The 21,318-nt window shown below is 60.0% G+C and carries 22 protein-coding genes; 18 read left to right on the top strand and 4 right to left on the bottom strand.

All coding sequences use genetic code 11. The features are described 5' to 3' along the window. The first annotated feature begins 472 nt into the window (after positions 1–472). A complete protein-coding gene (locus tag PQR62_RS18965) occupies positions 473–2,077 on the top strand; it encodes a methyl-accepting chemotaxis protein (protein WP_408159568.1) in 1,605 nt (534 codons plus the stop codon). Positions 2,078–2,160: 83 nt separating this feature from the next. Here PQR62_RS18965 and PQR62_RS18960 read toward each other — a convergent pair whose 3' ends face one another. After that, positions 2,161–2,643: a hypothetical protein gene (locus PQR62_RS18960; protein WP_408159567.1), complete on the bottom strand. Its 483-nt coding sequence runs from the start codon at positions 2,641–2,643 to the stop codon at positions 2,161–2,163. Here PQR62_RS18960 and PQR62_RS18955 point away from each other — a divergent pair. The 14 genes from PQR62_RS18955 to PQR62_RS18890 all read left to right on the top strand — a co-directional run bounded on the left by PQR62_RS18955 (position 2,642) and on the right by PQR62_RS18890 (position 15,175). Then, positions 2,642–2,902: a hypothetical protein gene (locus tag PQR62_RS18955; protein WP_408159566.1), complete on the top strand. Its 261-nt coding sequence runs from the start codon at positions 2,642–2,644 to the stop codon at positions 2,900–2,902. The genes PQR62_RS18960 and PQR62_RS18955 overlap by 2 nt on opposite strands. Positions 2,903–3,025: 123 nt before the next feature. Then, positions 3,026–3,802, top strand: a complete 777-nt coding sequence (locus PQR62_RS18950) for an enoyl-CoA hydratase/isomerase family protein (RefSeq protein ID WP_408159565.1) — start codon at positions 3,026–3,028, stop codon at positions 3,800–3,802. Between the two features lie 87 nt (positions 3,803–3,889). Then, positions 3,890–4,930: an ABC transporter substrate-binding protein gene (locus PQR62_RS18945; RefSeq protein WP_408159564.1), complete on the top strand. Its 1,041-nt coding sequence runs from the start codon at positions 3,890–3,892 to the stop codon at positions 4,928–4,930. Further along, positions 4,927–6,696 (top strand): ABC transporter permease, encoded by a 1,770-nt coding sequence (locus tag PQR62_RS18940; RefSeq protein WP_408159563.1) that lies wholly within the window; start codon positions 4,927–4,929, stop codon positions 6,694–6,696. The genes PQR62_RS18945 and PQR62_RS18940 overlap by 4 nt, the downstream gene beginning before the upstream one ends. Further along, complete coding sequence (locus tag PQR62_RS18935) at positions 6,693–7,910, top strand: ABC transporter ATP-binding protein (protein ID WP_408159562.1); 1,218 nt, start codon at positions 6,693–6,695, stop codon at positions 7,908–7,910. Before PQR62_RS18940 ends, PQR62_RS18935 begins: the two co-directional genes overlap by 4 nt. Beyond that, positions 7,907–8,590: a 3-oxoacid CoA-transferase subunit A gene (locus PQR62_RS18930; RefSeq protein ID WP_408159561.1), complete on the top strand. Its 684-nt coding sequence runs from the start codon at positions 7,907–7,909 to the stop codon at positions 8,588–8,590. Before PQR62_RS18935 ends, PQR62_RS18930 begins: the two co-directional genes overlap by 4 nt. Before the next feature lie 51 nt (positions 8,591–8,641). Beyond that, positions 8,642–9,304, top strand: coding sequence for a 3-oxoacid CoA-transferase subunit B (locus PQR62_RS18925; protein WP_408159560.1), 663 nt, complete (start codon positions 8,642–8,644; stop codon positions 9,302–9,304). Next, a complete protein-coding gene (locus PQR62_RS18920; protein ID WP_408159559.1) occupies positions 9,301–10,158 on the top strand; it encodes an isocitrate lyase/PEP mutase family protein in 858 nt (285 codons plus the stop codon). The genes PQR62_RS18925 and PQR62_RS18920 overlap by 4 nt, the downstream gene beginning before the upstream one ends. A gap of 63 nt (positions 10,159–10,221) precedes the next feature. Next, positions 10,222–11,091 carry a fumarylacetoacetate hydrolase family protein gene (locus PQR62_RS18915; protein ID WP_408159558.1) on the top strand — a complete coding sequence of 290 codons (870 nt, stop codon included), beginning with the start codon at positions 10,222–10,224 and terminating at the stop codon, positions 11,089–11,091. 53 nt (positions 11,092–11,144) lie between these two features. Continuing rightward, a complete protein-coding gene (locus tag PQR62_RS18910; protein WP_408159557.1) occupies positions 11,145–12,305 on the top strand; it encodes a thiolase family protein in 1,161 nt (386 codons plus the stop codon). 9 nt (positions 12,306–12,314) lie between these two features. After that, positions 12,315–12,713, top strand: coding sequence for a Zn-ribbon domain-containing OB-fold protein (locus tag PQR62_RS18905; RefSeq protein WP_408159556.1), 399 nt, complete (start codon positions 12,315–12,317; stop codon positions 12,711–12,713). Beyond that, complete coding sequence (locus PQR62_RS18900) at positions 12,710–13,876, top strand: thiolase family protein (RefSeq protein ID WP_408159555.1); 1,167 nt, start codon at positions 12,710–12,712, stop codon at positions 13,874–13,876. Before PQR62_RS18905 ends, PQR62_RS18900 begins: the two co-directional genes overlap by 4 nt. Before the next feature lies 1 nt (position 13,877). Then, positions 13,878–14,309, top strand: a complete 432-nt coding sequence (locus PQR62_RS18895; protein WP_408159554.1) for a Zn-ribbon domain-containing OB-fold protein — start codon at positions 13,878–13,880, stop codon at positions 14,307–14,309. Continuing rightward, on the top strand, positions 14,309–15,175 hold the full coding sequence (locus PQR62_RS18890) for an amidohydrolase family protein (RefSeq protein WP_408159553.1): 867 nt from the start codon (positions 14,309–14,311) through the stop codon (positions 15,173–15,175). The genes PQR62_RS18895 and PQR62_RS18890 overlap by 1 nt, the downstream gene beginning before the upstream one ends. A 48-nt stretch (positions 15,176–15,223) precedes the next feature. On the opposite strand, the gene gcvA is transcribed toward PQR62_RS18890, so the two are convergent. Beyond that, a complete protein-coding gene (gene gcvA / locus PQR62_RS18885) occupies positions 15,224–16,135 on the bottom strand; it encodes a transcriptional regulator GcvA (RefSeq protein WP_408159552.1) in 912 nt (303 codons plus the stop codon). Positions 16,136–16,469: 334 nt separating this feature from the next. Between gcvA and PQR62_RS18880 the strand changes: the two genes are divergently transcribed. The 3 genes from PQR62_RS18880 to PQR62_RS18870 are packed head-to-tail and all read left to right on the top strand — an operon-like array spanning position 16,470 to position 19,459. Then, a complete protein-coding gene (locus PQR62_RS18880; protein ID WP_408159551.1) occupies positions 16,470–18,011 on the top strand; it encodes an acetolactate synthase large subunit in 1,542 nt (513 codons plus the stop codon). Between the two features lie 18 nt (positions 18,012–18,029). After that, positions 18,030–18,644, top strand: coding sequence for a glutathione S-transferase family protein (locus PQR62_RS18875; protein ID WP_408159550.1), 615 nt, complete (start codon positions 18,030–18,032; stop codon positions 18,642–18,644). Next, positions 18,641–19,459, top strand: coding sequence for an alpha/beta fold hydrolase (locus PQR62_RS18870; protein WP_408159549.1), 819 nt, complete (start codon positions 18,641–18,643; stop codon positions 19,457–19,459). The genes PQR62_RS18875 and PQR62_RS18870 overlap by 4 nt, the downstream gene beginning before the upstream one ends. Positions 19,460–19,465: 6 nt before the next feature. Here the strand turns inward: PQR62_RS18870 and PQR62_RS18865 are convergent, their stop codons facing one another. Continuing rightward, positions 19,466–20,329 (bottom strand): alpha/beta fold hydrolase, encoded by an 864-nt coding sequence (locus tag PQR62_RS18865; protein ID WP_408159548.1) that lies wholly within the window; start codon positions 20,327–20,329, stop codon positions 19,466–19,468. After that, positions 20,322–21,269, bottom strand: coding sequence for a PhnD/SsuA/transferrin family substrate-binding protein (locus tag PQR62_RS18860; RefSeq protein WP_408159547.1), 948 nt, complete (start codon positions 21,267–21,269; stop codon positions 20,322–20,324). The genes PQR62_RS18865 and PQR62_RS18860 overlap by 8 nt, the downstream gene beginning before the upstream one ends. Positions 21,270–21,318 lie beyond the last annotated feature (49 nt).

Below are 21,318 nucleotides of genomic sequence, written 5' to 3'. Positions count from 1 at the left end.
ACAGTCACAGCGCCAGCGACAGTGACACGGCTTCCAACAACGACCTTGCCGACTTGAGCAACATCGATCTCAGCGACAGCAGCGGTTACGACGACTCTCTCTCATGATTGCATTGTGGGGGCAGCTGCGCTCTGAGATGGCTGATTAGCAAGACCCGACAAAAGCCTGCGGATGCAGGCTTTTTCATTTTCATGTCTCACGAATCGCTGGTTGGAGATCGGTTCGCTGATGCGACATCTCGCGATGTCGCAATTTCAAAGGCACCGGAATGAGGAGGAGACCCGGCTTGAATCGAGCTCTCAGACTGCTGGTTTCGCAAAAGAATTCTGCGTTGAGTTCACTTCAAGCGTCGTAGAAATTAAGTCGTTTGACGAAGCTTTCTCTTGTTCTTACTCTCGCCTCAATAATTTGCACTTCAGGATGAAGTGAAGAGCCCGCCGCAGCGGCTCAACATAATAATGAGGAGACCAGCATGTTCAAGAAGAAGGGGATTGCCTGGCGCTTAGGCATGGCATTTGGCTGTGTCATCGCCATGGTGGGCTTGATGACCGTGATGGGCACATGGCGATTGCAGGATATCGGTGAGCGCACCAGAGCAATGATCAGTGACGATCTGGTCAACGAACGATTGGCCTCTGCATGGGCCGGCGAGATTGAACGAGGCGCGATCCTGACGACCGCATTCGTCAAAAGCTCAGACGTCGCGCAGCAGGAGTATTACAAACAACAACTCAATACTTCCGACGCACGCGCCAAAGCAATTGAAGTCCAGTTGCAGCGTTCGCTTCACTCCGGCGAAGGCAAGGCCTTGATCACGCGTCTGCTCGCGCACCGCGATAAATTTCAGAAGATACAAAGTGAGGTCTTCGGCCTGAGCGAACAGGGGCGATATGCCGATGCGCTTGAACAGCTGGATTCAATTCTCACGCCGGCCATCAATGCCTATGCCAACAGCGTCGGCGAATTGGCCAGCCATCAGCGCAATGCCATCAATCAGACTGCGGACGCGGTCGATGCCAGCTACCGGAGCGGGCGCGGCATGTTGATGGGAGCGGGCGCCGCAGCGCTGTTGCTCGCGATCTTCTTTGCCTGGCGTCTGGCGACCAGCGTGACGCGTCCCCTGCATGTGGCGGTCGCCGCCATACGTGACGTGGCGGCGGGTAATCTGAATACTCGTATCGAGGCGGCGCGCCATGATGAAATCGGAATCTTGCTGCGTTCGCTGAATGAGATGGCCGGGACCTTGCTAGGCATTGTGCGACAAGTACGCTCGACTTCCGATGCGATTCTGCTGGCGACCAACGATATCGTCAGCGGCAACATGGATCTGTCGGCACGCACCGAGCGCCAGGCCGGTTCGCTCGAAGAGACCGCTTCCGCCACCGAAGAACTGACGCTGGCCGTCCAGCAGAATGCAGTCAGCGCTCAGGAAGCTAACCGCCTGGCCCTGGCCGTATCAGCGATGGCGACAGATGTAGGTATCGTGGTTCAGAAGGTGATTACGACCATGACCGCCATTAACGATTCTTCCACGCGCATCGTCGACATCATCGGCGTGATCGATGGCATTGCATTTCAGACCAATATCCTTGCACTCAATGCCGCCGTCGAAGCAGCGCGCGCGGGTGAGCAGGGACGGGGCTTTGCGGTCGTCGCAGGTGAGGTTCGCAATCTCGCGCAACGCAGCGCCTCTGCAGCCAGAGAGATAAAAACGCTGATTGGAAACTCGGTGGAAAAAGTTGAATCAGGCGCCGCGCTGGTCGGAATCGCCGGCGGAACCATGGAAAAAATGATGGCGGGGGTGAAGGCCCTGGGCGATGTGGTCGCCCAGATATCGGGCGCGACCGGTGAACAAAGTGTCGGCCTGAAAGAGATCAACGACGCCATCAACCTGATGGACCAGATGACTCAGCAAAACGCGGCGCTGGTGGAACAGGCAGCCGGCGCGGCGACATCCTTGCTGGAACAGGCGAACGAGATGGCGGCCGCAGTCAGCGCATTTCAGCTTGGCGACGATAAGGCCCTTCAGCCTCCGGCGCTGCCTCAAGTGCCGGCACCGCTTGCCCTTGCGCTGTAAAGACCGTCGCCGCAGGGCAGAGGAGGCGATTACGGCTTCCCCTCCTCCCACCCGCAGGTTTGCAGCCACAACGATTACCGCGATTATTTGATACCGCTCATCTCCAGCACTTGCGCCGGGCTCTTGCCCTTGACGTCATCTTTACTCAGATGCGCTGTCATCGGTGTAAAAGTGTCGTTGCCCGAGACCGGCGCGAAGGTATCAGAACGCACGGTGCTGCCGTCGGCCAGATTGCGCTGGATATTGGCAAACACGCCGGCCAGATCGGTGCTTTCGATTTCCCAGATCACCAGATAACGAAAGGCATGCGGCTGACCGCCTTTGTATTGCGGTTGGGAGAGCTTGAAGAACTGGGCGCCGACCACGCCGTTGATCTGTAGAAGATCGTGAATATGCTGACCGGCATACCAGCGGACAAAATCGTCTTCCTTGCCTTCCACTGGGTTGCTGTACACCATGAACAGATGTCGTTGCGGCCTGGCTGCGATGTCAGCGGCAGGGCTGGCGCAACCGGACATGGCGCCCACGAATAGTGCGGCGAAGAGGAATGAGGCGATGGTTTTCATGATGGTCTCCTTTGAATTTATTGGACTTGTGGTGATGCCGGATCGCAGACCCGGCGTCGCCGGGCGGGTGGATATCGACGGCAGAACGATGCTCCGAGGCGCCATATCAGGTCAAACGAGCATTTCTCATGTCGTCTTGAGCACAGCGAAAGTCAGGCATATAAGCGCGCAAGGCGTTGCCGGGGGCTGGTATCCGGGCGGCAGCCGGCGCGCATCTCGCGCCGGTTCTGCATTGCCTGAGCTGGCCGCATTTCATTGAGTTTTACTCAAGTGTGCCTCGCTTATTACTCGTTTGACCGTATCCCGGCTTGCGCAAATACTACGATTTAAAAATATCAACCGGATCGCGATCCAGCGCGACCACCAAAATTCAGGAGATGTTGTGAGCGTATTATTTTCTGTTGCCGATGCCATTGCCACGGTCACCCTAAACCGCCCCGATGCACTCAATTCCATCGATGGCGAGACTACCGCCGAGCTGGGCGCGATCTGGGAAAAGATCAAAAGCGATGATGCAATCCGTGTCGTCATCCTGACCGGCAGCGGTGAAAAAGCCTTTTGCACCGGCATGGATCTGAAAAAAACCATGCCGCCGGACGAAACCTATGCGCGTGCCGCCTTCGCCGGCAAAGGTGACAGTTCATTCATCAATTCACTGGTGGTCGACAAGCCGGTGATCTGCGCCATCAATGGCTATGCACTGGCCGGCGGATTGGAACTGGCGCTCACCTGCGATATCCGCGTCGCCGTGCCGCACGCCAGTTTCGGTCTCCCTGAAGTGAAGATCGCCAGCATTCCCGGTGCCGGCGGAACCCAGCGTCTGCCGCGCATCGTCGGCATGTCGAACGCGATGCACCTGTTGCTGACCGGCGACCGCATCGATAGCGCCGAGGCTTTGCGCATCGGGCTGGTCAGCCGTATCGTCGATGCCGACAAGCTGATGCAGGAAGCCCGGGCAATTGCCGAATCGATTGCAAAAAATGGACCGCTGGCGGTGCGTGCCGTCAAACAACTGGTGACGCGCGGCAGTGATCTGGCGCTCAACCCGGCGATCGAAGCGGAGCGGATGGCCTGGGGCATATTGCGCAATACGGAAGACCGGATCGAAGGCCGGGTCGCATTCCAGCAAAAGCGCAAACCGGTCTATCAAGGGCGATAAGCCCAGCCTGGCCGGTAGCCTAATGAGCAGCTTTCCGGAAATCCGGTAACAATAACGACACACAAAATAATATTCATGGAGACAAGCATGAGGATCACCCGACGCAGTCTGGTGCTGTCCGTTGCCTTGCTGGCAGCGGGCGTAACGGCAACAGCCAATGCAGCGGTAGACGCCGCCTTGATCGCGGCAGCAAAAAAGGAGGGCGAGGTTTCCTGGTATTCCTCGCTGGTGGTCAATCAGGCCTCACGTCCTATCGCGGCTGCATTCGAGAAAAAATATCCCGGCATCAAGGTCAAGATCACCAGTGGCACCGCCACCGATCTCTTGCTCAAGATCATGGCCGAAGGCCGCGCCAACAGCCCGCGTGCCGATGTTTCGCACGCCGGCTCCGGCCTCTCGACCTTGCTCAAGGGTGACATGATCGTGCCTTACATTCCGTCCGAGGCTGCCCGTTATCCGGCGCAATACAAGGATGCGAAAGGCTACTGGACCGGTCAGGTGGTGAGCTTTCTGGTGCCGGCGATGAATACGGATCTGGTCAAACCCAAGGATGAACCCAAGACCTGGAACGATCTGCTCGATCCGAAATGGAAAGGCAAGATGGCCTGGGCGCAGCAGATGACGCAGGGCGGTCCGCCCGGATTCATAGGCGCCACGCTTAACGTGATGGGACAGCAAAAGGGCATGGACTTCCTGCGCAAGTTTTCTCAACAGCGGATTGTGAATGTGCCGGCCAATCAGCGCGTAGTGCTTGATCAGGCGATTGCCGGCGAATATCCGATTGCCCTGTCGACCTTCAGTCATCACTCCGAACTGAGCGCCAAGAAGGGCGCGCCGATCAAGTGGCTCAAGATGGATTATGTGGTCGGCACAGTCGATCCGGCGTTTCTGATCAAGAACGGTCCGCATCCTAACGCCGCCAGATTATTCCTCGAGTTCCTGCTGTCGTCCGAAGGTCAGGCGATCTTCCGCAGCGCCGACTACATTCCGGCAGACCCTGCGGTGCCGGCCTCCATTCCCGGGCTGAAGCCGGAAACCGGACATTTCAAGGCCGTATTCCTGCCGCTGTCGCTGGTTGATGCGGATATGCCGAAGTGGATCAACATTTACAACGAGCTATTCAAATGAGCCAGAGCGTTTCGCAATCTGCCGCCGTCACCTACGTCAAGCGGCGCGCCAGCGGCAACTGGCGCGCGCAGGGACATGCAGCGTGGATCCCGGCGGTGCTCCTGTCCGTGCTGCTGGCCTGTCTGGTGCTGCCGCCGATTCTGGTGCTGATCGACCGCAGTTTCCGTGGCGAGCAGGGTGCTCTGAACGAGCATCTGTTCACCTTTGACAATTATCTGCGCCTGCTGAGTGATCCGACGCTGTATATCAGCGCCGCCAACTCCATGATCTTCGCCGCCTGCGCCACCGTCATCTCCTTGTCGATCGGCGGCGTGCTGGCATGGATCGTCGAACGCAGCGATGCGCCCTTCAAGAAACTGGCCTACTTCACCGCCATCGTTTCGCTGGGCACGCCTTACATCCTGTATGTCAGTTCCTGGCTGTTCTTGTTGGGCCGCGTCGGCCCGGTCAACGATCTGTACCGCGCCGTCAGCGATACCACCGACATCCTGTTCAATGTCTATTCATTGACCGGCATGATCCTGGTGGAAGGTTTGCTGTGGTCGCCGCTGGTGTTCTTGCTGCTCTCGACCACCTTCCGGCGCGCCAATGCAGAGATGGAAGAAGCCGCGCGAATGGCGGGCGCCAGCGTACCCAAGACGGTCTGGAGCATTTCCATGCGTCTGGCGTGGCCGGCAATTCTGGGGCTGGGCATGTTCGTGTTCATCCGCAATATCGAATCGTTCGACGTGCCCGTACTCATCGGTACACCGAGTCATATCAACCTGCTGACCACCGACATCTACCTCAGCCTGACCCGCAATCCGCCCCAGCTCGGGTACGCCAGCGCCTTCTCGGCCATTCTGCTGGTGATCGTGGCCGTGCTGCTGTATTTCTACGGACGTATTTCACGCAGTGCCGATCGCTATGCCAGCGTGACGGGCAAAGGGTTTCGCCCGCGTCCGTTCAAGCTGGGACGTGTCGGGCGCATGCTCGGCGGCCTCATCATCCTGGTGAATTGTCTGCTGGTGCTGGTCTTGCCATTGGGTGCGATTGTCTGGAACTCACTCACGCCATTCACCCGGGCTTTCAGCGTGGCGGGTTTCAAGACCCTGTCGCTTGAGCATTACATTGCCGTCGTCTCCGAAGGCAGCTATCTGAGCCTCGGCCTCAATACCGTGCTGGTCTCGGCCAGTGCCGCCACCGCAGCCATTCTGCTGACCGTGCTGGCCGGCTGGCTGTCGGTGCGCCGCTGGCCCGGCAGCCAGCTGTTGGAACAGCTCAGCAGCGTGCCCCTGGTCTTTCCGGGCGTGGTGCTGGGTACTGCGCTGATTCAGGTGGCCCTGAGTTCGCCCATTCCGGTCTACGGAACATTGTGGCTGATCGGCATTGCCTTTCTGATCCGTTACCTGCCTTATGGCATGCGCTATTCATTTGCCGGCGTCATGCAGATCCATCGCGAACTGGAAGAAGCGGCAGCAGTGTCTGGCGCGTCGCAGAAGGGCACCTTGCGGCGTGTGGTGCTGCCGCTGCTGGCGCCATCGATGGTGGCCGGCTGGTTGTTCATCTTCCTGCTCGGCGCCAAGGAACTGTCGCTCGCGGTGCTGCTTGCCGGCGCCGATTCTCAGACCATGGCGGTCGCCATGTTCGATCAGTGGTCCAACGGCCAGGCCGGCGAAGCCGCCGCGCTGGGTGTCGTATGGACTTGCATCATGAGCGTGTTCGCACTGGTTTTTTATTATGTCAATGAACGCCAGGGGCGTTCCGAAAAAGGTAATGGCGCATGAATCCTCAAGACATTCTTAGTGTTGACTCCCTGTCCAAAACATACCCTGCAACCAAGTCAGGGGCAGGAGCCGGACTGGATCAGATTTCATTCAGTCTCGACAGCGGCACGTTTTTCACCCTGCTGGGCCCGAGCGGCTGCGGCAAAACCACGACGCTGCGTTGCATCGCCGGACTGGAGCAACCCGACCAGGGCGCGATCAGGCTGGGCAACAAGTATTTCTTCAACTCGAATGACAATACCAACGTTGCGCTCAATGAACGCGACATCGGCATGGTGTTCCAGTCTTATGCGATCTGGCCGCACATGAGCGTATTCGAGAACGTCGCGTTTCCGCTGCGTGTCGCGCGGGATCGCAAATACGGTGCCGCGGAAATCAGGAAGCTGGTTGAAGAAGCCCTCGATACGGTCAATCTGGGAGGCTATGGCCCGCGTTCGCCGACGCAAATGTCGGGCGGCCAGCAGCAGCGGGTCGCACTGGCGCGCGCCATCGTGCGGCGGCCGCGTCTGCTGTTGCTGGACGAGCCGCTCAGCAATCTGGATGCGCTGCTGCGTGAAGACATGCGGCGTGAACTCAAGCGCCTGCAGCAGCAACTCGGCGTGACGACGGTCTACGTCACGCACGACCAGTCCGAAGCGCTGGAGATGTCCGACACGATCGCAGTGCTGAACAAGGGCCGTCTGGTGCAGATCGGTTCGCCCGCAGATATCTACCAGCGCCCGCGCGATGCTTTCGTGGCCGGCTTCATGGGCTCGCCCAACCTGCTGCAGGGTCAGGCCACCAAGCGCGTCGGCGTCAATGAAATCGGCACGGTGCGTCTGAGCGACGGCAGCGCCGTCCAGGCAACGTTTCCCTATGCAGTCGAAGCCGCGCAGGCCGTGGCGGTGTCGGTGCGGCCGGAGATCATTGAACTGAAACAGCGTAGTGCACCACAGGAAAATCGCAGCAATCGTCTGCATGGCGTGGTGACCAATTGTGCGTTTCTGGGCCACGCATATCGCCACACGCTCAAGGTTGGCGATTTGAATCTGCAGTCGGTAGCCGCCATTGATAAACGCTTTGAAGTCGGCAGCGAAGTCGCCATCGATTTCAGTTTTGAGGCCAGCTCCGGGCTGGAGAAAAACAGCATCGATCACACACCCAGACCAGCTCCGCTGAACGCGCGAGACGCCGCCAGGGCAGAAGATGCGGCACCGATGGGGAGGGCGGCATGATAGACAAGCGAATGGCGGATGCCGCGACTGCGCTGGCAGACATCAAGGACGGATCAATCGTGATGATCGGCGGCTTCGGCGCCGTCGGCCAGCCGGATTTTCTGATCGATGCCCTGTGCGAACAAGGCGCGCGCGAATTGACGGTGGTGGCGAACAACGCCGGCTGGAGCCGCGCAACGGGGATTCCCCGACTGATGGATCTGGGGCGGGTGCGCAAGATCATCTGCAGTTATCCCAAGGGCTCACCGGCCTTCGATGAATTGTTCAAGGCCGGCAAGATCGAGCTCGAAATCGTCCCGCAGGGAACGCTGGCCGAACGCATACGCGCGGCAGGCGCAGGTATTCCCGCGTTTTACACCGCGACCGGCGTCGGCACGCAGCTGGCGGAGGGCAAACAGACGGGCGTTTTCAACGGCCGTGAATATGTGCTGGAAGAAGCTCTGCACGCCGACATCGCTCTGGTCGAAGCTTGGCGCGGCGACCGCTGGGGCAATTTGACGTATCGCGGCAGCGGCCGCAACTTCAACGCCATCATGGCCATGGCGGCCAAAACCACGATTGCGCAAGTGCACGAATACGCCGTGCTGGGCGAAATCGCACCGGATGACGTGATTACCCAGGGCATCTTCGTCAACCGTCTGGTCTGCCTTGAACCCCTTGCGGAGGCTGCGCATGCCTGATTTTTCTGATCATTTCTTTCTTTTGCTTCAGTCGTCGTCGAGGGTCACATCATGAGTTCCGTCGTTCCACTTGATCGCGTAGCCATGGCGCAGCGTCTGGCCCAGGACATCGTCGAAGGCTGGTATGTCAATCTCGGGCTCGGCCTGCCGACCCGCATTGCCGATTTCATTCCTGCCGACCGCGACGTGGTCTTCCATTCGGAAAACGGCATTCTCGGCATGGGCCCTGCGCCCGAACCGGATGCCGTCGATCCCTGGCTGGTCAACGCCGGCAAATTTCCGACCACCTTGCGCGCCGGCGGCGCACTGTTCAATCAGGCAGAAAGCTTCGCCATGATCCGCGGCGGTCATATCGATCTGTGCGTGCTGGGTGCATTCGAAGTGGCCGCCAGCGGCGACCTCGCCAACTGGACCACCAATGGCGACCGTACGCCGGCGGTGGGCGGCGCCATGGATCTGGCGGCCGGCGCCAAACAGGTGTGGGTCTTGATGGAGCAACTGACCAAGGAAGGCAAGCCGCGTCTGGTCGACAGCTGTTCGTATCCGCTGACGGCAAAGGCTGCCGTCACGCGCGTGTACACCAATTACGCCGTGCTGGATGTGACGCCTGCCGGTTTTCAGGTGCGCGACATGGTCGCCGGCATGAGTCTGGACGCCTTGCAGGAGCTGACGCAGGCGCGTCTGATTGCACCGGCATCGGTAGCAAGATCATGAGCGGCGGTGAGCGCTTGTCCGCTGCTGAAAAACGGCAGCGTTATCGCCGCATTCTTGGCGGTGAACTGACCATCAAGCCGGCATCGGTGTTCGATCCTCTATCGGCGCTGGCGGCCGAAGATCTGGGCTATGAATGCGGTGTGCTTGGCGGCTCGATTGCATCGCTGGCCGTGCTGGGAGCACCCGACATCGCACTGCTCACGCTCAGCGAATTCGTCGAACAGGTGCGGCGTATCTGCCGCGCCGGCAATCTGCCCTTGATGGTCGATGCTGATCACGGCTATGGCAATGCGCTCAATGTCAGACGCACCGTGGAAGATCTGGAAGCCGCCGGCGTCGCTGCATTGTCGATCGAAGATACCGTGATGCCGGATGCCTTCGGCAGCACTGCTGCGCAACTGGTTTCGCCGCAGGAGGCGGCTGGAAAACTGCGTGCGGCGCTGCAGGCGCGCATCGATCCCGGTCTGGCGATTCTGGGCCGGACCAATGCACGTCTGGCGACCGGCAAGGACTTGCTGGAACGCCAGCAGCGCTATCAGGATACCGGCATCGACGCCTTGTTCGTGGTCGGCGTGCGCACGCTGGAGCAACTCGAACCGCTGGCGGCAGCCGCCACCGTCCCCTTGGTCCTGGGTGCGCCGATGCCGGGCATCGACGCCGCCACTTTGGCGAGCTTCAAGGTGCGCGTCTGCCTGCAAGGACACAAGGCCTTCTTCAAGGCGGCACAGCTCATCTACGATCAGCTCGCGGCAGCGCGCGGAATGCCGGCCAGCGAAGTCGACGCCGATGTGCTGGTCAAGCGCCTCAGCGGTGACGCGCAATACGAACAATGGAGCAAGGACTTCCTGCAATAAATCAGTAGCGGATCGGGCGGATCAAGCTGATCAGGCCCGCCTTTACATTCCCGAGGAGATCACATGAAATTGGCCAGTTACCTTGCCGATGGGCAAGCCACGTTCGGCGCACTTGCAAAAGACGGTCTGGTGCGCATGAACGGACGTCTGCCCGCAGGCATCCAGACCCTGCGTCAGGCCATCGAAGCCGACTGTTTTGACGCCATGCGCGATATTGCCGCGCGCCACAGTGCAGATCACGCGCTGGCGGACGTGCGCTTTCTGCCGGTCGTGCCGGATGCAATCCACATGTTTGCCGCCGGCGTGAATTATCGGGCGCATGTCGAAGAGACCGGACGCAAGGTGCGCACCATGGAAGATGGTCCTGCCTTTTTCCTCCGCCTGCACAGCAGCCTGGTCGGGCATGGCGAACCCATCGTCAGGCCGCAAGTCTCGACCTGTTTCGATTTCGAAGGTGAGCTGGCGCTGGTGGTGGGGCGTGGCGGCCGCCACATACCGGAAGCCAGTGCGCTTGAGCACCTGGCAGGCTATACCTGCTTCATGGACGGCAGCGTCCGCGACTATCAGAAACACTCGGTCTCCATCGGCAAGAATTTCCAGTCGACCGGGCCGCTGGGGCCGTGGATGGTCACACGCGACGAAATTCCTGACCCCACAAAACTGACGCTGGTGACGCGCCTGAATGACGAGGTCATGCAGACCGGCCACCTGAGCGATCTGATCTTCAATATTCCATTCATCGTTTCTTACCTGTCGCGCATCACGCCATTGCAGCCGGGCGACATCATCGCCACCGGCACGCCCGGTGGCGTCGGCAAGGATCGTACGCCGCCGGTATGGATGCAGCGTGGCGACCGTATCGCAGTCGAGATCGAGGGCATAGGCACGCTCACCAATACCGTCATCGATGAAGGTGATCCGATCAGCAACTGAGCGCATGCAGACATTTCTCTTCCCGACCTTTTTGGATCTTTCAGGAGCATTACATGGATAACAACTTGTCCAAGGTCGCCGCAGTCGTCGGCGTCGGACACACTGACTGGCGCGATGATTTCCGACGCGTCAAGGATGGCGAAAAACCGCATGATTCCAACGGCTATGCCGTCGCCGCATTCAAGAATGCGCTGGTCGATGCCGGCCTCAAGGCCAGCGATATCGATGGCCTGATCGTCGGCCCCACCACGCCTTATGAACGCATGGGCGAAGTGCTCGGGCTGGACGTGCGCTGGGGCGGGCAGGCGGATGCGATGCTGGCGGTGATTCAGGCCTGCATGGCGATCAAGTCGGGACTGGCAAAAACCGTCGCCCTGGTCTACGGCAATAATCAGCGCTCGGGCGCGGTCAACTACGGCGGCGACAACGCGGCCGGCGGCGGCTCATTCCTGTCCTACATTTATCACGCCCCCTGGGGCCTGACCTCGCAGGGCGCACTTTATGCGCTGATGTTTCGCCGCTACATGGAAGAAACCGGGCTGACGTCGGCCCAACTGGGTGAAGTGGCCGTCGCGCAGCGTCTGGGCGCCAGCCTGAATCCGAACGCGCTGATGCAGGAGCGCATCACCGTCGACGATTATCTGGCCTCGCGTTTCGTGTGCGAACCTCTGCATCTGTTCGACTACTGCCTGATCAACGATGGCGGCGTCGCGCTGATCATCTCCGAAACCAGCCTGGCGCGCAGCATGCGCAAGGACCCGGTCGTGATTCATGGCGTCGGCCGCTATGATCTCAACAAGGGCGCCACCAGCCTGGAGCCGCGGCTGACTAATTTCTATCTGCCGGCGCAGCAGAAGGTGGCGGAACAAGTGTTTAACATGGCCGGAGTCGGCCCGTCCGATATCGATTGCGTACAGGTCTACGACAGCTTCTCCTGCCATATTCCGCTGGCGCTGGAAGGCTATGGTTATTGCGAGGTGGGCGGCGCCGGCAAATTCATGAGCGAGCACGGCATTTCATTGGCCAAGGGATTGCCGGTCAATACCAGTGGCGGCCATTTGTCCGAATCGTACATGCAGGGCTGGAACCATCAGGTGGAATCGGTGCGCCAGATTCGCGGACTCTGCGGCGCGCGCCAGGTGCCGGATTGCAATTTCGTGCACTACAGTTCCGATGTCGCGGGCAAGGCTGTATCCATCATTTACGGAAAGTAGGAGGAGCAAATGGCGAATTCGAAAGCAGTCATGGGGATCAACGATGCCCCGATGTGGGAAAGCATGAAACACGAAAAACTGGCCCTGCAACAGTGTGACGCATGTGCCAGCTTCCGTTATCCACCGGCCTCCGCCTGCCCCGAATGTCTCAGCGAGAAGGCCAGCTGGAAGCCGGTCTCGGGCAAGGGCACGATTCTCTCCTGGGTGATTTTTCACCGCAAATACTTCGACGATCATGTACCGCCCTATAACTCGGTGGCGATCCGTTTGCCGGAAGGGCCGATCATCATCAGCCAGTTGCAGGGTGAAGAACCGAAGGGCAGCTGGATCAATCGCGAGGTCGAACTGGCTTATGGCGAACATGCCGGTCGCATGCAGCATTACGTCAAGCTGACAGGTCAGTCATGACGCGGCCGGCCGCATACATCGTTGGCGCCTACGAACATCCCACCCGCAATGCGCCGGACAAGTCGCTGGCACAATTGCAGATGGAGTCGGCACTGGGTGCTCTGGCCGATGCCGGTCTGAACAAGGATGATGTCGATGGTTTCTTCTGCGGGCCGGATGCGCCGGGCACCGGCCCCTTGTCGATTGCCGATTATCTGAATCTGAAGCTGCGCCACGTCGATACCACCAATACCAGCGGCTCTTCCTATGTCATCCACGTTGCACATGCAGCACAGGCGATTGCCGCCGGCAAATGCAATGTTGCGCTGATCACGCTGGCCGGTCGGCCGCGCAGCGAAGGACGCGCCAAGGGCGCACTGGCCCGCACCGACAATCCGCATCAGCCCGACTACCAATGGGAGCATCCCTACGGCATGGCAGTTGCCAACGTCTATGGCATGACGGCGATGCGGCATATGTATCAGTACGGCACGACCAGCGAGCAATTGGCCTGGATCAAGGTGGCCGCTTCACATCACGCGCAGCACAATCCGAACGCTCTGCTGCGCGAGGTTGTGAGCGTGGAAGACGTGATCAGTTCGCCGCTGGTCTCCGACCCCTTGCACCGGCTGGATTGCTGCGTGGTGACCGACGGCGGCGGCGCACTGATCGTGGCACGTCCGGAAATCGCCCGCCAGTTGAAGCGGCCGCTGGTAAAGGTCATCGGTTGCGGCGAGTCACCCAAAGGCCAGGCCGGAGGCTACTTCGACATCACGGTGTCAGGCGCCGCGCAATCCGGCCTGACTGCGTTCGCCGAAGCCGGCGTCAAGCCGTCCGACATTCAATATGTCTCGCTGTACGACAGCTTCACCATCACCGTGCTGACCCAGCTTGAGGATCTCGGTTTCTGCGAGAAAGGGCAGGGCGGCCGTTTCGTCATGGATGGCAATCTGATTTCAGGTGTCGGTCGTCTGCCGTTCAATACCGATGGCGGCGGCCTGTGCAACAACCATCCGGGCAATCGCGGCGGCATGACCAAGGTGATCGAAGCCGTGCGCCAGGCACGCGGCGAGGCGCATCCGGCGGTGCAGGTGCCGGACTGCAAGCTGGTGCTGGCCAATGCGATAGGCGGCACCCTGGGTGTGCGCCATGCCAGCGCGACCCTGATTCTGGAAAGGGAATGAAATGAAGTTACGAAGAGTGATGCCCGATCCTGTCATTTCACCGGAGACCCAGGCATTCTGGGATGCTGCCGCAGAAGGCCGTTTTCTGGTACGCCGCTGCAGCAGCTGCAACAAGGTGCATTGGTATCCGCGCACCATGTGCCCGTTCTGCAGCAGTCTGGAAACCGCCTGGGAGCCGGGGGCAGGAACCGGCACCATCTACACCTACAGCGTCATGCGGCGCGCCAAGGAACTGTTCGTGATGGCCTATGTCAGCCTGAGCGAAGGTCCGCAGATGATGACCAATATCGTCGATTGCGACCCGGATGCATTGCGCGTGGGCGATCCGGTGGAGCTGGTATTCGTGCCTAGCGAGAACGGATTTGCGGTGCCGTGTTTCCGGCCCGCGCAATTGAATGCGAGCGCAGGCGCTCAGAAATCAGGAGTCCAGTGATGGAAAACATATCCGGCAAGCGTCCGGTATCGGCGCCGGCGATTCCGCTTCCCGCGGGCGCCTGGGACAGCCACGCACACATTTTCGGGCCCTTCGACCGCTATCCTTTGCTGGAGCCGCGCCGTTACGAGCCGCCTCTGGCGCCGATGGCGGACTACATTGAGATGCTCGACAAGGTCGGGTTCGAGCGCGGCGTACTGGTGCATTCTTCGGCCAGCGGTTTCGACAACAGCTTGACGCGCGACGGCATCGTGTTCTCCGCCGGGCGCGTACCCGGTATTGCCGTGGTGCCGCTCACGGTATCCGATGCGGAACTGGAGGCTCTGCGCAATCAGGGCTTTCAGGGCTTGCGCTTCACCATCAACGGGCCACGCTCGCAGTTGTTTCCGGGCTCACTCGACTTCAATGATCTGCGCGCCTTTGCGCCACGCCTGAAAGCATTGGGCATGCATGCCCAGATATGGGCCAAGGCTGAATATCTGGTGGTCGCCGCCGCTGAGCTGGCCACATACGGAATTCCGCTGGTGCTGGATCATATGGGGTATTTCGAAGTCGACAAAGGCATTGACGATCCACTCTTTGCCTCTTTGCTGGCGATGGTGAAAGACGGCGATTTCTGGGTAAAGATGACGCCGGTGCGTCTGACCAAGGCCGATCCGACTTATGAAATAGTGCGCCCCTTCCATGATCGCCTGATGCAGGCCATTCCGGACCGGGTTCTGTTCGGCAGCGACTGGCCCTATATCAGCATGGATGCAGCGCCGCCGGATGTCGGCAAGATGGTGGACATGTTTGATCGCTGGACGCCTGACCCCGGGCTGAGGCAAAAGATCTTTGTCGATAATCCGCGTGCGCTCTACGGCTGAAGTCGTCACAAACGCCCGCCGCTGATGTCAGCAGCGGGCGTTTCTGTTTCAGAGTTCCAGCGGCGGCAGCGGCATGCCTGCTTCCTGCACGATCCAGTCGCGGAAGGTTGACACCGCCGGGCCGATGACTTCCTTGCGCGGATAGACAATACAGAAGGCGCTGCCGTCGCTGTAGGTCAGATCGAAGGGCATCACCAGTTTTCCGGTAGCGAGGTCGTCGGCGACCAGACCTTTCATCGCAAGCGCAACGCCTACGCCCTTGAGTGCTGCTTCATAGGCCACCGAAGAGGATTCGAAATAGAGTCCCTGGCTCAATTCTTCTTCGACCAGTCCAGCTTTCTGCAGCCACAGCGCCCAATCGCCCTGGCGTGCGGAAGAATAGATGCGGATATGCTTGCGCAGATCGGCTGGCTCCTTTAATGGCGGCCCTTGCGTCAACAGCGCAGGACTGCAGACCGGCACGTACTCGACTTCCATCAGCTTGTGGGCAAACAGATCGGCCGGGCTTTCCTTGAAAATGCGGATGCCCATGTCGAATTCGGTCGCAGCCAGTTTCAAGGGAATCGGTACGACGGTGGTGAGACGATATTCGTTGTCGGGGTGCAAAGCACGGAACGAGGCGAGGCGCGGCATCAGCCAACGCAATGCAAATGTCAGCGGCGCCGAAATACGCAATACTTTGTTGCGTTCGGACTCCTGCAAACGGGTGGTTGCTTCGCTGACCTGCTCGAAGGCGTGCGTGATCGACTTCGCATATTCGGCGCCGGCCACCGTCAGTTTGACTTCGCGATTGGTGCGCTCGAACAGGGGGAAACCGATGTATTCCTCAAGACTGCTGATCTGGCGGCTGATGGCGCCGGGCGTCACGAACAGTTCGGTGGCAGCGCGGGTAAAGCTGGCATGCCGTGCCGCCGCTTCAAATGCCCTGAGGGCGCCAAATGGCGGCAATCGAAGGGCCATGGAAGGTGTCTCCTTTTTTCTTGATGGTGGGATTCTCTTGGCGGAACCTGAACAAAACGTGGAATATTTTAAGTCAACATGCCAGGTATCGGGGCATGGTCTTGAAAAAAGCTGATGTCAGCGCCTGGGTTGCCGTCAGATCAAAGCTGCTTGAGAAATGATGGGTTGACGCTGACCTCCTGCTGCCGGAGCATCTGGCCTGTTGCGAGAGATCGCTCGCGTCGCTCATGCCTGTATTAATTCCTGTACTCATGCTGAGCAGAAGCGCGACGGTCCCGGCAGTGATAGAAACATGTGAATGAGAATCTGAAAAACAAAATTACGGAGATTGAAGATGAATGGCGCGGAAAGTCTGGTCAAGACCCTGGTGGCTGGCGGTGTGGATACATGTTTTGCCAATCCCGGCACTTCTGAAATGCACTTCGTTGCGGCCCTCGATAAAGTGCCCGGCGTACGTTGCGTGCTGTGCCTGTTCGAAGGCGTAGCGACCGGCGCCGCCGATGGTTATGCGCGCATGGCCGACAAACCTGCTGCGACTCTGCTGCATCTGGGGCCTGGTCTGGGAAACGGTCTGGCCAATCTGCACAACGCCCGTCGCGCGCATACGCCTATCGTCAATATCGTGGGCGATCACGCCACCTATCATCTGCAATACGACTCGCCGCTCACCTCTGATGTGGAAGGTATCGCCCGGCCAATGTCGGCGTGGGTGCGCACCTCAAGAGATGCACGTTCAGTCGGCGCAGACGCAGCCGAAGCCATTACGGTTGCCAACTCGCCCAAGGGCCAGATAGCGACGCTCATCTTGCCGGCCAACACCGCCTGGAGCAACGGCGGCGTGGTATCCAAGGTCGCGCCTGCCGACGCGCCCAAACCAGTGCCGGAAGAAGTGGTGCGGGAGGTTGCGCAAGCGCTGGCATCGGGTTCGGCCATGCTGCTGCTGGGCAATCGCGCCTTGCGCAGCAAGCCTATGGCATTGGCCGCCGCAATCGGCGCCAAGACCGGCTGTCTGGTGCGGGTCATCAGCCGCAATCCGCGCATCCAGCGTGGCGCCGGCCGGGTTGCTCTGGAACGGATCGCCAATCCGATCGAGAAATCGGCGGAACTGTTCCGTTCGGTACAGACGATGATTCTGGTGGATGAAGACGAGCCCGTGGCCTTCTTTGCGCACCCCGGCAAGGTCGGCAAGCTGACCGCGCCTGATTCCAATATCCTGACGCTGGCGATGCGCGGCGACGATGTGGTCGCGGCACTGGAATCGCTGGCCGATCTGGTCGGCGCCCGGGTGGACGAAGTGCCACTGGAGCAGTTTGCACGTCCGGATATTCCGACCGGCGAACTCACGCTGGAAAAAATCGGGCAGGCGCTTGGCGCGCTGTTGCCCGAGCATGCCATCGTCTGCGACGAATCGATCACCAGCGGCCGCACTTTCTTTCCATCGACGCGGGGCGCTCCGCAGCACGACTGGCTGCAACTGACCGGCGGTTCCATCGGCATCGGCATGCCCATGGCCACCGGCGCCGCCGTGGCTTGCCCGGATCGCAAGGTAATCAACCTGCAGGCCGACGGTAGCGGCATGTACACCTTGCAGGCGCTGTGGACGCAGGCGCGCGAACAGTTGAACGTGCTGACCGTGATCTGGGCCAACCGCAGCTACAAGATCCTGCACAATGAATTTGCCAATGTCGGCGCCGGCAAGCCGGGCGAACGTGCAAGCAGCATGCTGGATCTGGACAATCCCTCGATCGACTGGGTCAGTCTGGCCAAGGGCATGGGCGTGGAAGGCCGCCGGGTGGAAACGATGGAACAGTTTGCGGCAGCCATGAAGGCCGGGCTTGCCGTCAAGGGACCATTCCTGATCGAAGTGACTCTCTGATTACGCGAGGACAGCCTGATGAAGTTGTATTGGTCATCCCGCTCACCGTTTGCCCGCAAGGTCAGTCTTGCAGCCTGCGAGCTGGGCTTGCTGGAGCGCATGGAGCTGGTGCCCACGGTGGTCAGCATTCTCAAGCCTGACGCGGCGCTGCTGGCACTCAATCCCTTGAGCATGATTCCGACGCTGGTGCTGGACGACGGCGCCGTGATGCATGATTCGCTGGTGATCTGCGAGTACCTTGACATGATCTCCGGCAAGCCCCGTCTGTTTCCGCAACAGCAGCCGGCCCGGGCCGAGGCGCTGAGCCGCCATGCAACCGGGCAGGCACTGATGGAAACACTGGTACGCTGGTTTGGCGAACGCAAACGTGGCGACGATCCCTTGCAGCCGGCCTACATACAGGCGCACCGCGATAAATTCAATCGCACGCTCGACGCCGTCAATGCCGCTTGCAAGAACTGGCCGGCCGCGCGCTTCGATATCGGCGATATCGCCGTTGCGGTCTTGCTGACCTACGCCGATTTCAGATTCGAACAAGAACAATGGCGTCAGGGGCGCGATCATCTGGCGCACTGGTTTGCACAGGTCGAACAGCGCGCCTCGATGCGCGCCACGGCCTTCGTCGCGCCATGAATACGGACCTCGTCAAATGGCAGGAGAGTAATGGCATCGCGCTGCGTTATGCCCTGAGCGGCAATAGCGCAAGCGGGCGCACGCTGGTGCTGTTGCACGAAATGGGCGGTGGTCTTGAGAGCTGGGACAGAGTCATGCCGCTGCTGGACGGCGCCAGCTATCGCATATTGCGCTTCGACATGCGCGGTGCGGGCTTGTCGGAAAAACCAAGGGCGCCATTTTCAATCGACGATCTGCGTGACGATCTGGCTGCATTGCTGGCCGCGCTAGGCATCAATACGCCGCTTATCCTGGCCGGCTGCGCTGTCGGCGCTGCCGTGGCGGTTCGTTTCGCCGCCTGTTTCCCGGAACGCAGCGCCGGCTTGCTGGCCATGTCGCCCTCCACCGGAATCGATGAGAGCAAGCGCGATGCGCTGCTCGCTCAGGCCGATGCGATTGAGGCTGAAGGCGTACGCGAGCGTATCGCCGCCCGTTTCGATCACTCTTATCCGGCAAGCTGTTTTCCCGATGCGAGCGAACGCGAACAATTGAAAAACCGGCTGTTCAGTGTCGATCCCTACTCCTATGCCGCCACTTATCGCATGCTGTGCAGGATGGACTTGAACAAGGATTTCAGCCGGGTGCAGTGCCCGACACTGATACTGGCGGGCACTCGCGACACCACACGCACGCCGCAGATGGTGAAGACGGTCGCGGCGGCGATTGCCGGCGCCGCATATCGTGAAGTCGATAGCGGCCACGTGATGCCGGTGCACGCACCGGCCGCCGTGGCGGATGCGTTGGCCGAGTTGCAGCGCATGTGCGAACAGGCTTAATGCCCGTTAATGCCCGATGAATTCCAGCAGCAAACGATTGAAGGCTTCAGCCTGCTCATACTGCAGCCAGTGTGCAGCGCCCGGCACGATACGGATATCCGCGCGGGGCAATCGCCGCCGCAATTCTTCGCCGTGATTGACGATGATGTGGCGCTGATACGGATCTTTCGCACCGATCAGAATCTGCGTCTTTTGGGTAATGTTCTGCAGCAGGTCGACGATGCCGGCATTGCGCGAAAGATCGCGCGTCACATGTCGCGTTTCGGTGACGCATCCGGAAATGAGTTTCACCAGCTCCGGCGTCACAAGGTCGGCATCCGACAACATCAGACGCTGCAATGAAGCGGTAATGCCCGCCTGCAGACCGTAGGCTCTGGCGATGGTCGACAATTCGCCGGGCAAGGCAGCGGCCTGCGCCGTCCGCGCTCCGGTGCCGGGCGGATTGACGATGCTCAATGAGCTGACCCGGTCGGGGTTGGCCAAAGCCACTGCAGTGGCGACGATGCTGCCGAATGAAAAGCCGACGAGCGCGACGTTTTCCAGCGCCAGCGAGGCCAGCAACTCATCCACAACCAAGCGATACTCGTCCAGCGTCGGCGGCTGGCCGGGATCATAGGAGCCGCCGAACCCCGGCATGTCCAGAACCAATACGCGGCAATGCTGCGCCAGCGCGTCGATATTGGCGATCCAGTGCACCCAGGACCCATGGCCACCGTGCAGCAGCACCAGCGGCCGGCCATTGCCGGCCTCAGCAAAATGCAGCTCGCCAGCGGCAAGCCGCAGATATTGATGCTGCACCATCGGTCGCGGCAGCGGTCTGATGTTTTCTTCCATGCCGGAATCGCCGTAATCGGGCTGGCTATTATTCATCGCGCCAGTCCATGCTGCCCGGTACGAACAGTTGATCAATATCTGGCAGTACCTGAATCATGCCTTGCTCCAAAAGGTAACGCGCCAGTGTCATGATGATGCGGCGGTTGCGCTCACTCAGACCGTGCTGATAAGGGTCCGCCATACCGGGGCCGTTGTACCGTTCCCAGGCACGCTCGGCGAAAGGCAGATAGCTGGCGCCGAGACGACGCTTGATGGCTTTCTTCTTGGTCGCGACGTAAGCGTCGAACACGCACCGGGCCGCTTCAGGTTCACGCATCATACTGGCATGCAGCACGATGGTATGCATGATCGGAAAGAAACCGGTCGTCTCGTAGTAAGTCCGTTCGATCGCTTCCGTCTCTTCCAGCAAGAAACGAATGCGGCGCTCGCCGGGAGGCAGCGCAAATTCCTTGGGCTTGCCTGCCATCAGGGCATCGATCTTTCCTTCCAGTAATAGCTGTTCCAGATTTTCCTTGCTCTGTTCCACCCTTACGCCGGCAGGAGGAGGGAAGCGCGGGTTGGCTCCGATCACCCACTCGAGCTCACGGCAATCCAGCCCGAAATCGTCCGACAGATGGCCGCGCGTCCACACCGCGGTGGTCATGGCAAAGTCGGAGATGCCGATTTTCTTGCCCTTGAGCGAGGCCACATCTTTGAGCGGGCTGTCGTTGGCGACAAACACCGAGGCATTGCGAAAAGCCCGGCTGGGAAACACTGGAATCGCCGCCAGCCGATGGTCCCCACGATCCTTGAGCATGATGTAATTGGCCAGCGAATATTCAGCGACATCGAATCGATCGCCGTTGAGGACGGTGCGGCTCAGCTCGGCCAGTCCGCTCTTGAGATAGGCGATGCTTGCCGGGTCGCTGCCGGCTGCTGCGGAGAAATCGAGGACGTGTTCGTAATCGCCCCCACATACGATGATCGGATTGGACATGACGGTTCTTTCGACTTGTTGGTTTTGGCGAGTGATTTTCAGCCCGGGT

The sequence above is a fragment of the Herbaspirillum lusitanum genome (assembly GCF_046025995.1).
Taxonomy (GTDB): Bacteria; Pseudomonadota; Gammaproteobacteria; order Burkholderiales; family Burkholderiaceae_D; genus Herbaspirillum; species Herbaspirillum lusitanum_A.
The sequence above is the reverse complement of the archived record's forward strand: the minus strand, read 5'-3'. Positions and strand labels throughout refer to the sequence as shown.

What these genes read in the sequence shown, in the direction of transcription:
- PQR62_RS18965 (WP_408159568.1), top strand. Translation starts at nt 473, where the DNA reads ATGTTCAAGAAGAAGGGGATTGCCTGGCGCTTAGGCATGGCATTTGGC.
- PQR62_RS18955 (WP_408159566.1), top strand. Translation starts at nt 2,642, where the DNA reads ATGATGGTCTCCTTTGAATTTATTGGACTTGTGGTGATGCCGGATCGC.
- PQR62_RS18960 (WP_408159567.1), bottom strand. Translation starts at nt 2,643, where the DNA reads ATGAAAACCATCGCCTCATTCCTCTTCGCCGCACTATTCGTGGGCGCC.
- PQR62_RS18945 (WP_408159564.1), top strand. Translation starts at nt 3,890, where the DNA reads ATGAGGATCACCCGACGCAGTCTGGTGCTGTCCGTTGCCTTGCTGGCA.
- PQR62_RS18940 (WP_408159563.1), top strand. Translation starts at nt 4,927, where the DNA reads ATGAGCCAGAGCGTTTCGCAATCTGCCGCCGTCACCTACGTCAAGCGG.
- PQR62_RS18935 (WP_408159562.1), top strand. Translation starts at nt 6,693, where the DNA reads ATGAATCCTCAAGACATTCTTAGTGTTGACTCCCTGTCCAAAACATAC.
- PQR62_RS18930 (WP_408159561.1), top strand. Translation starts at nt 7,907, where the DNA reads ATGATAGACAAGCGAATGGCGGATGCCGCGACTGCGCTGGCAGACATC.
- PQR62_RS18925 (WP_408159560.1), top strand. Translation starts at nt 8,642, where the DNA reads ATGAGTTCCGTCGTTCCACTTGATCGCGTAGCCATGGCGCAGCGTCTG.
- PQR62_RS18920 (WP_408159559.1), top strand. Translation starts at nt 9,301, where the DNA reads ATGAGCGGCGGTGAGCGCTTGTCCGCTGCTGAAAAACGGCAGCGTTAT.
- PQR62_RS18915 (WP_408159558.1), top strand. Translation starts at nt 10,222, where the DNA reads ATGAAATTGGCCAGTTACCTTGCCGATGGGCAAGCCACGTTCGGCGCA.
- PQR62_RS18910 (WP_408159557.1), top strand. Translation starts at nt 11,145, where the DNA reads ATGGATAACAACTTGTCCAAGGTCGCCGCAGTCGTCGGCGTCGGACAC.
- PQR62_RS18905 (WP_408159556.1), top strand. Translation starts at nt 12,315, where the DNA reads ATGGCGAATTCGAAAGCAGTCATGGGGATCAACGATGCCCCGATGTGG.
- PQR62_RS18900 (WP_408159555.1), top strand. Translation starts at nt 12,710, where the DNA reads ATGACGCGGCCGGCCGCATACATCGTTGGCGCCTACGAACATCCCACC.
- PQR62_RS18895 (WP_408159554.1), top strand. Translation starts at nt 13,878, where the DNA reads ATGAAGTTACGAAGAGTGATGCCCGATCCTGTCATTTCACCGGAGACC.
- PQR62_RS18890 (WP_408159553.1), top strand. Translation starts at nt 14,309, where the DNA reads ATGGAAAACATATCCGGCAAGCGTCCGGTATCGGCGCCGGCGATTCCG.
- gcvA (WP_408159552.1), bottom strand. Translation starts at nt 16,135, where the DNA reads ATGGCCCTTCGATTGCCGCCATTTGGCGCCCTCAGGGCATTTGAAGCG.
- PQR62_RS18880 (WP_408159551.1), top strand. Translation starts at nt 16,470, where the DNA reads ATGAATGGCGCGGAAAGTCTGGTCAAGACCCTGGTGGCTGGCGGTGTG.
- PQR62_RS18875 (WP_408159550.1), top strand. Translation starts at nt 18,030, where the DNA reads ATGAAGTTGTATTGGTCATCCCGCTCACCGTTTGCCCGCAAGGTCAGT.
- PQR62_RS18870 (WP_408159549.1), top strand. Translation starts at nt 18,641, where the DNA reads ATGAATACGGACCTCGTCAAATGGCAGGAGAGTAATGGCATCGCGCTG.
- PQR62_RS18865 (WP_408159548.1), bottom strand. Translation starts at nt 20,329, where the DNA reads ATGAATAATAGCCAGCCCGATTACGGCGATTCCGGCATGGAAGAAAAC.
- PQR62_RS18860 (WP_408159547.1), bottom strand. Translation starts at nt 21,269, where the DNA reads ATGTCCAATCCGATCATCGTATGTGGGGGCGATTACGAACACGTCCTC.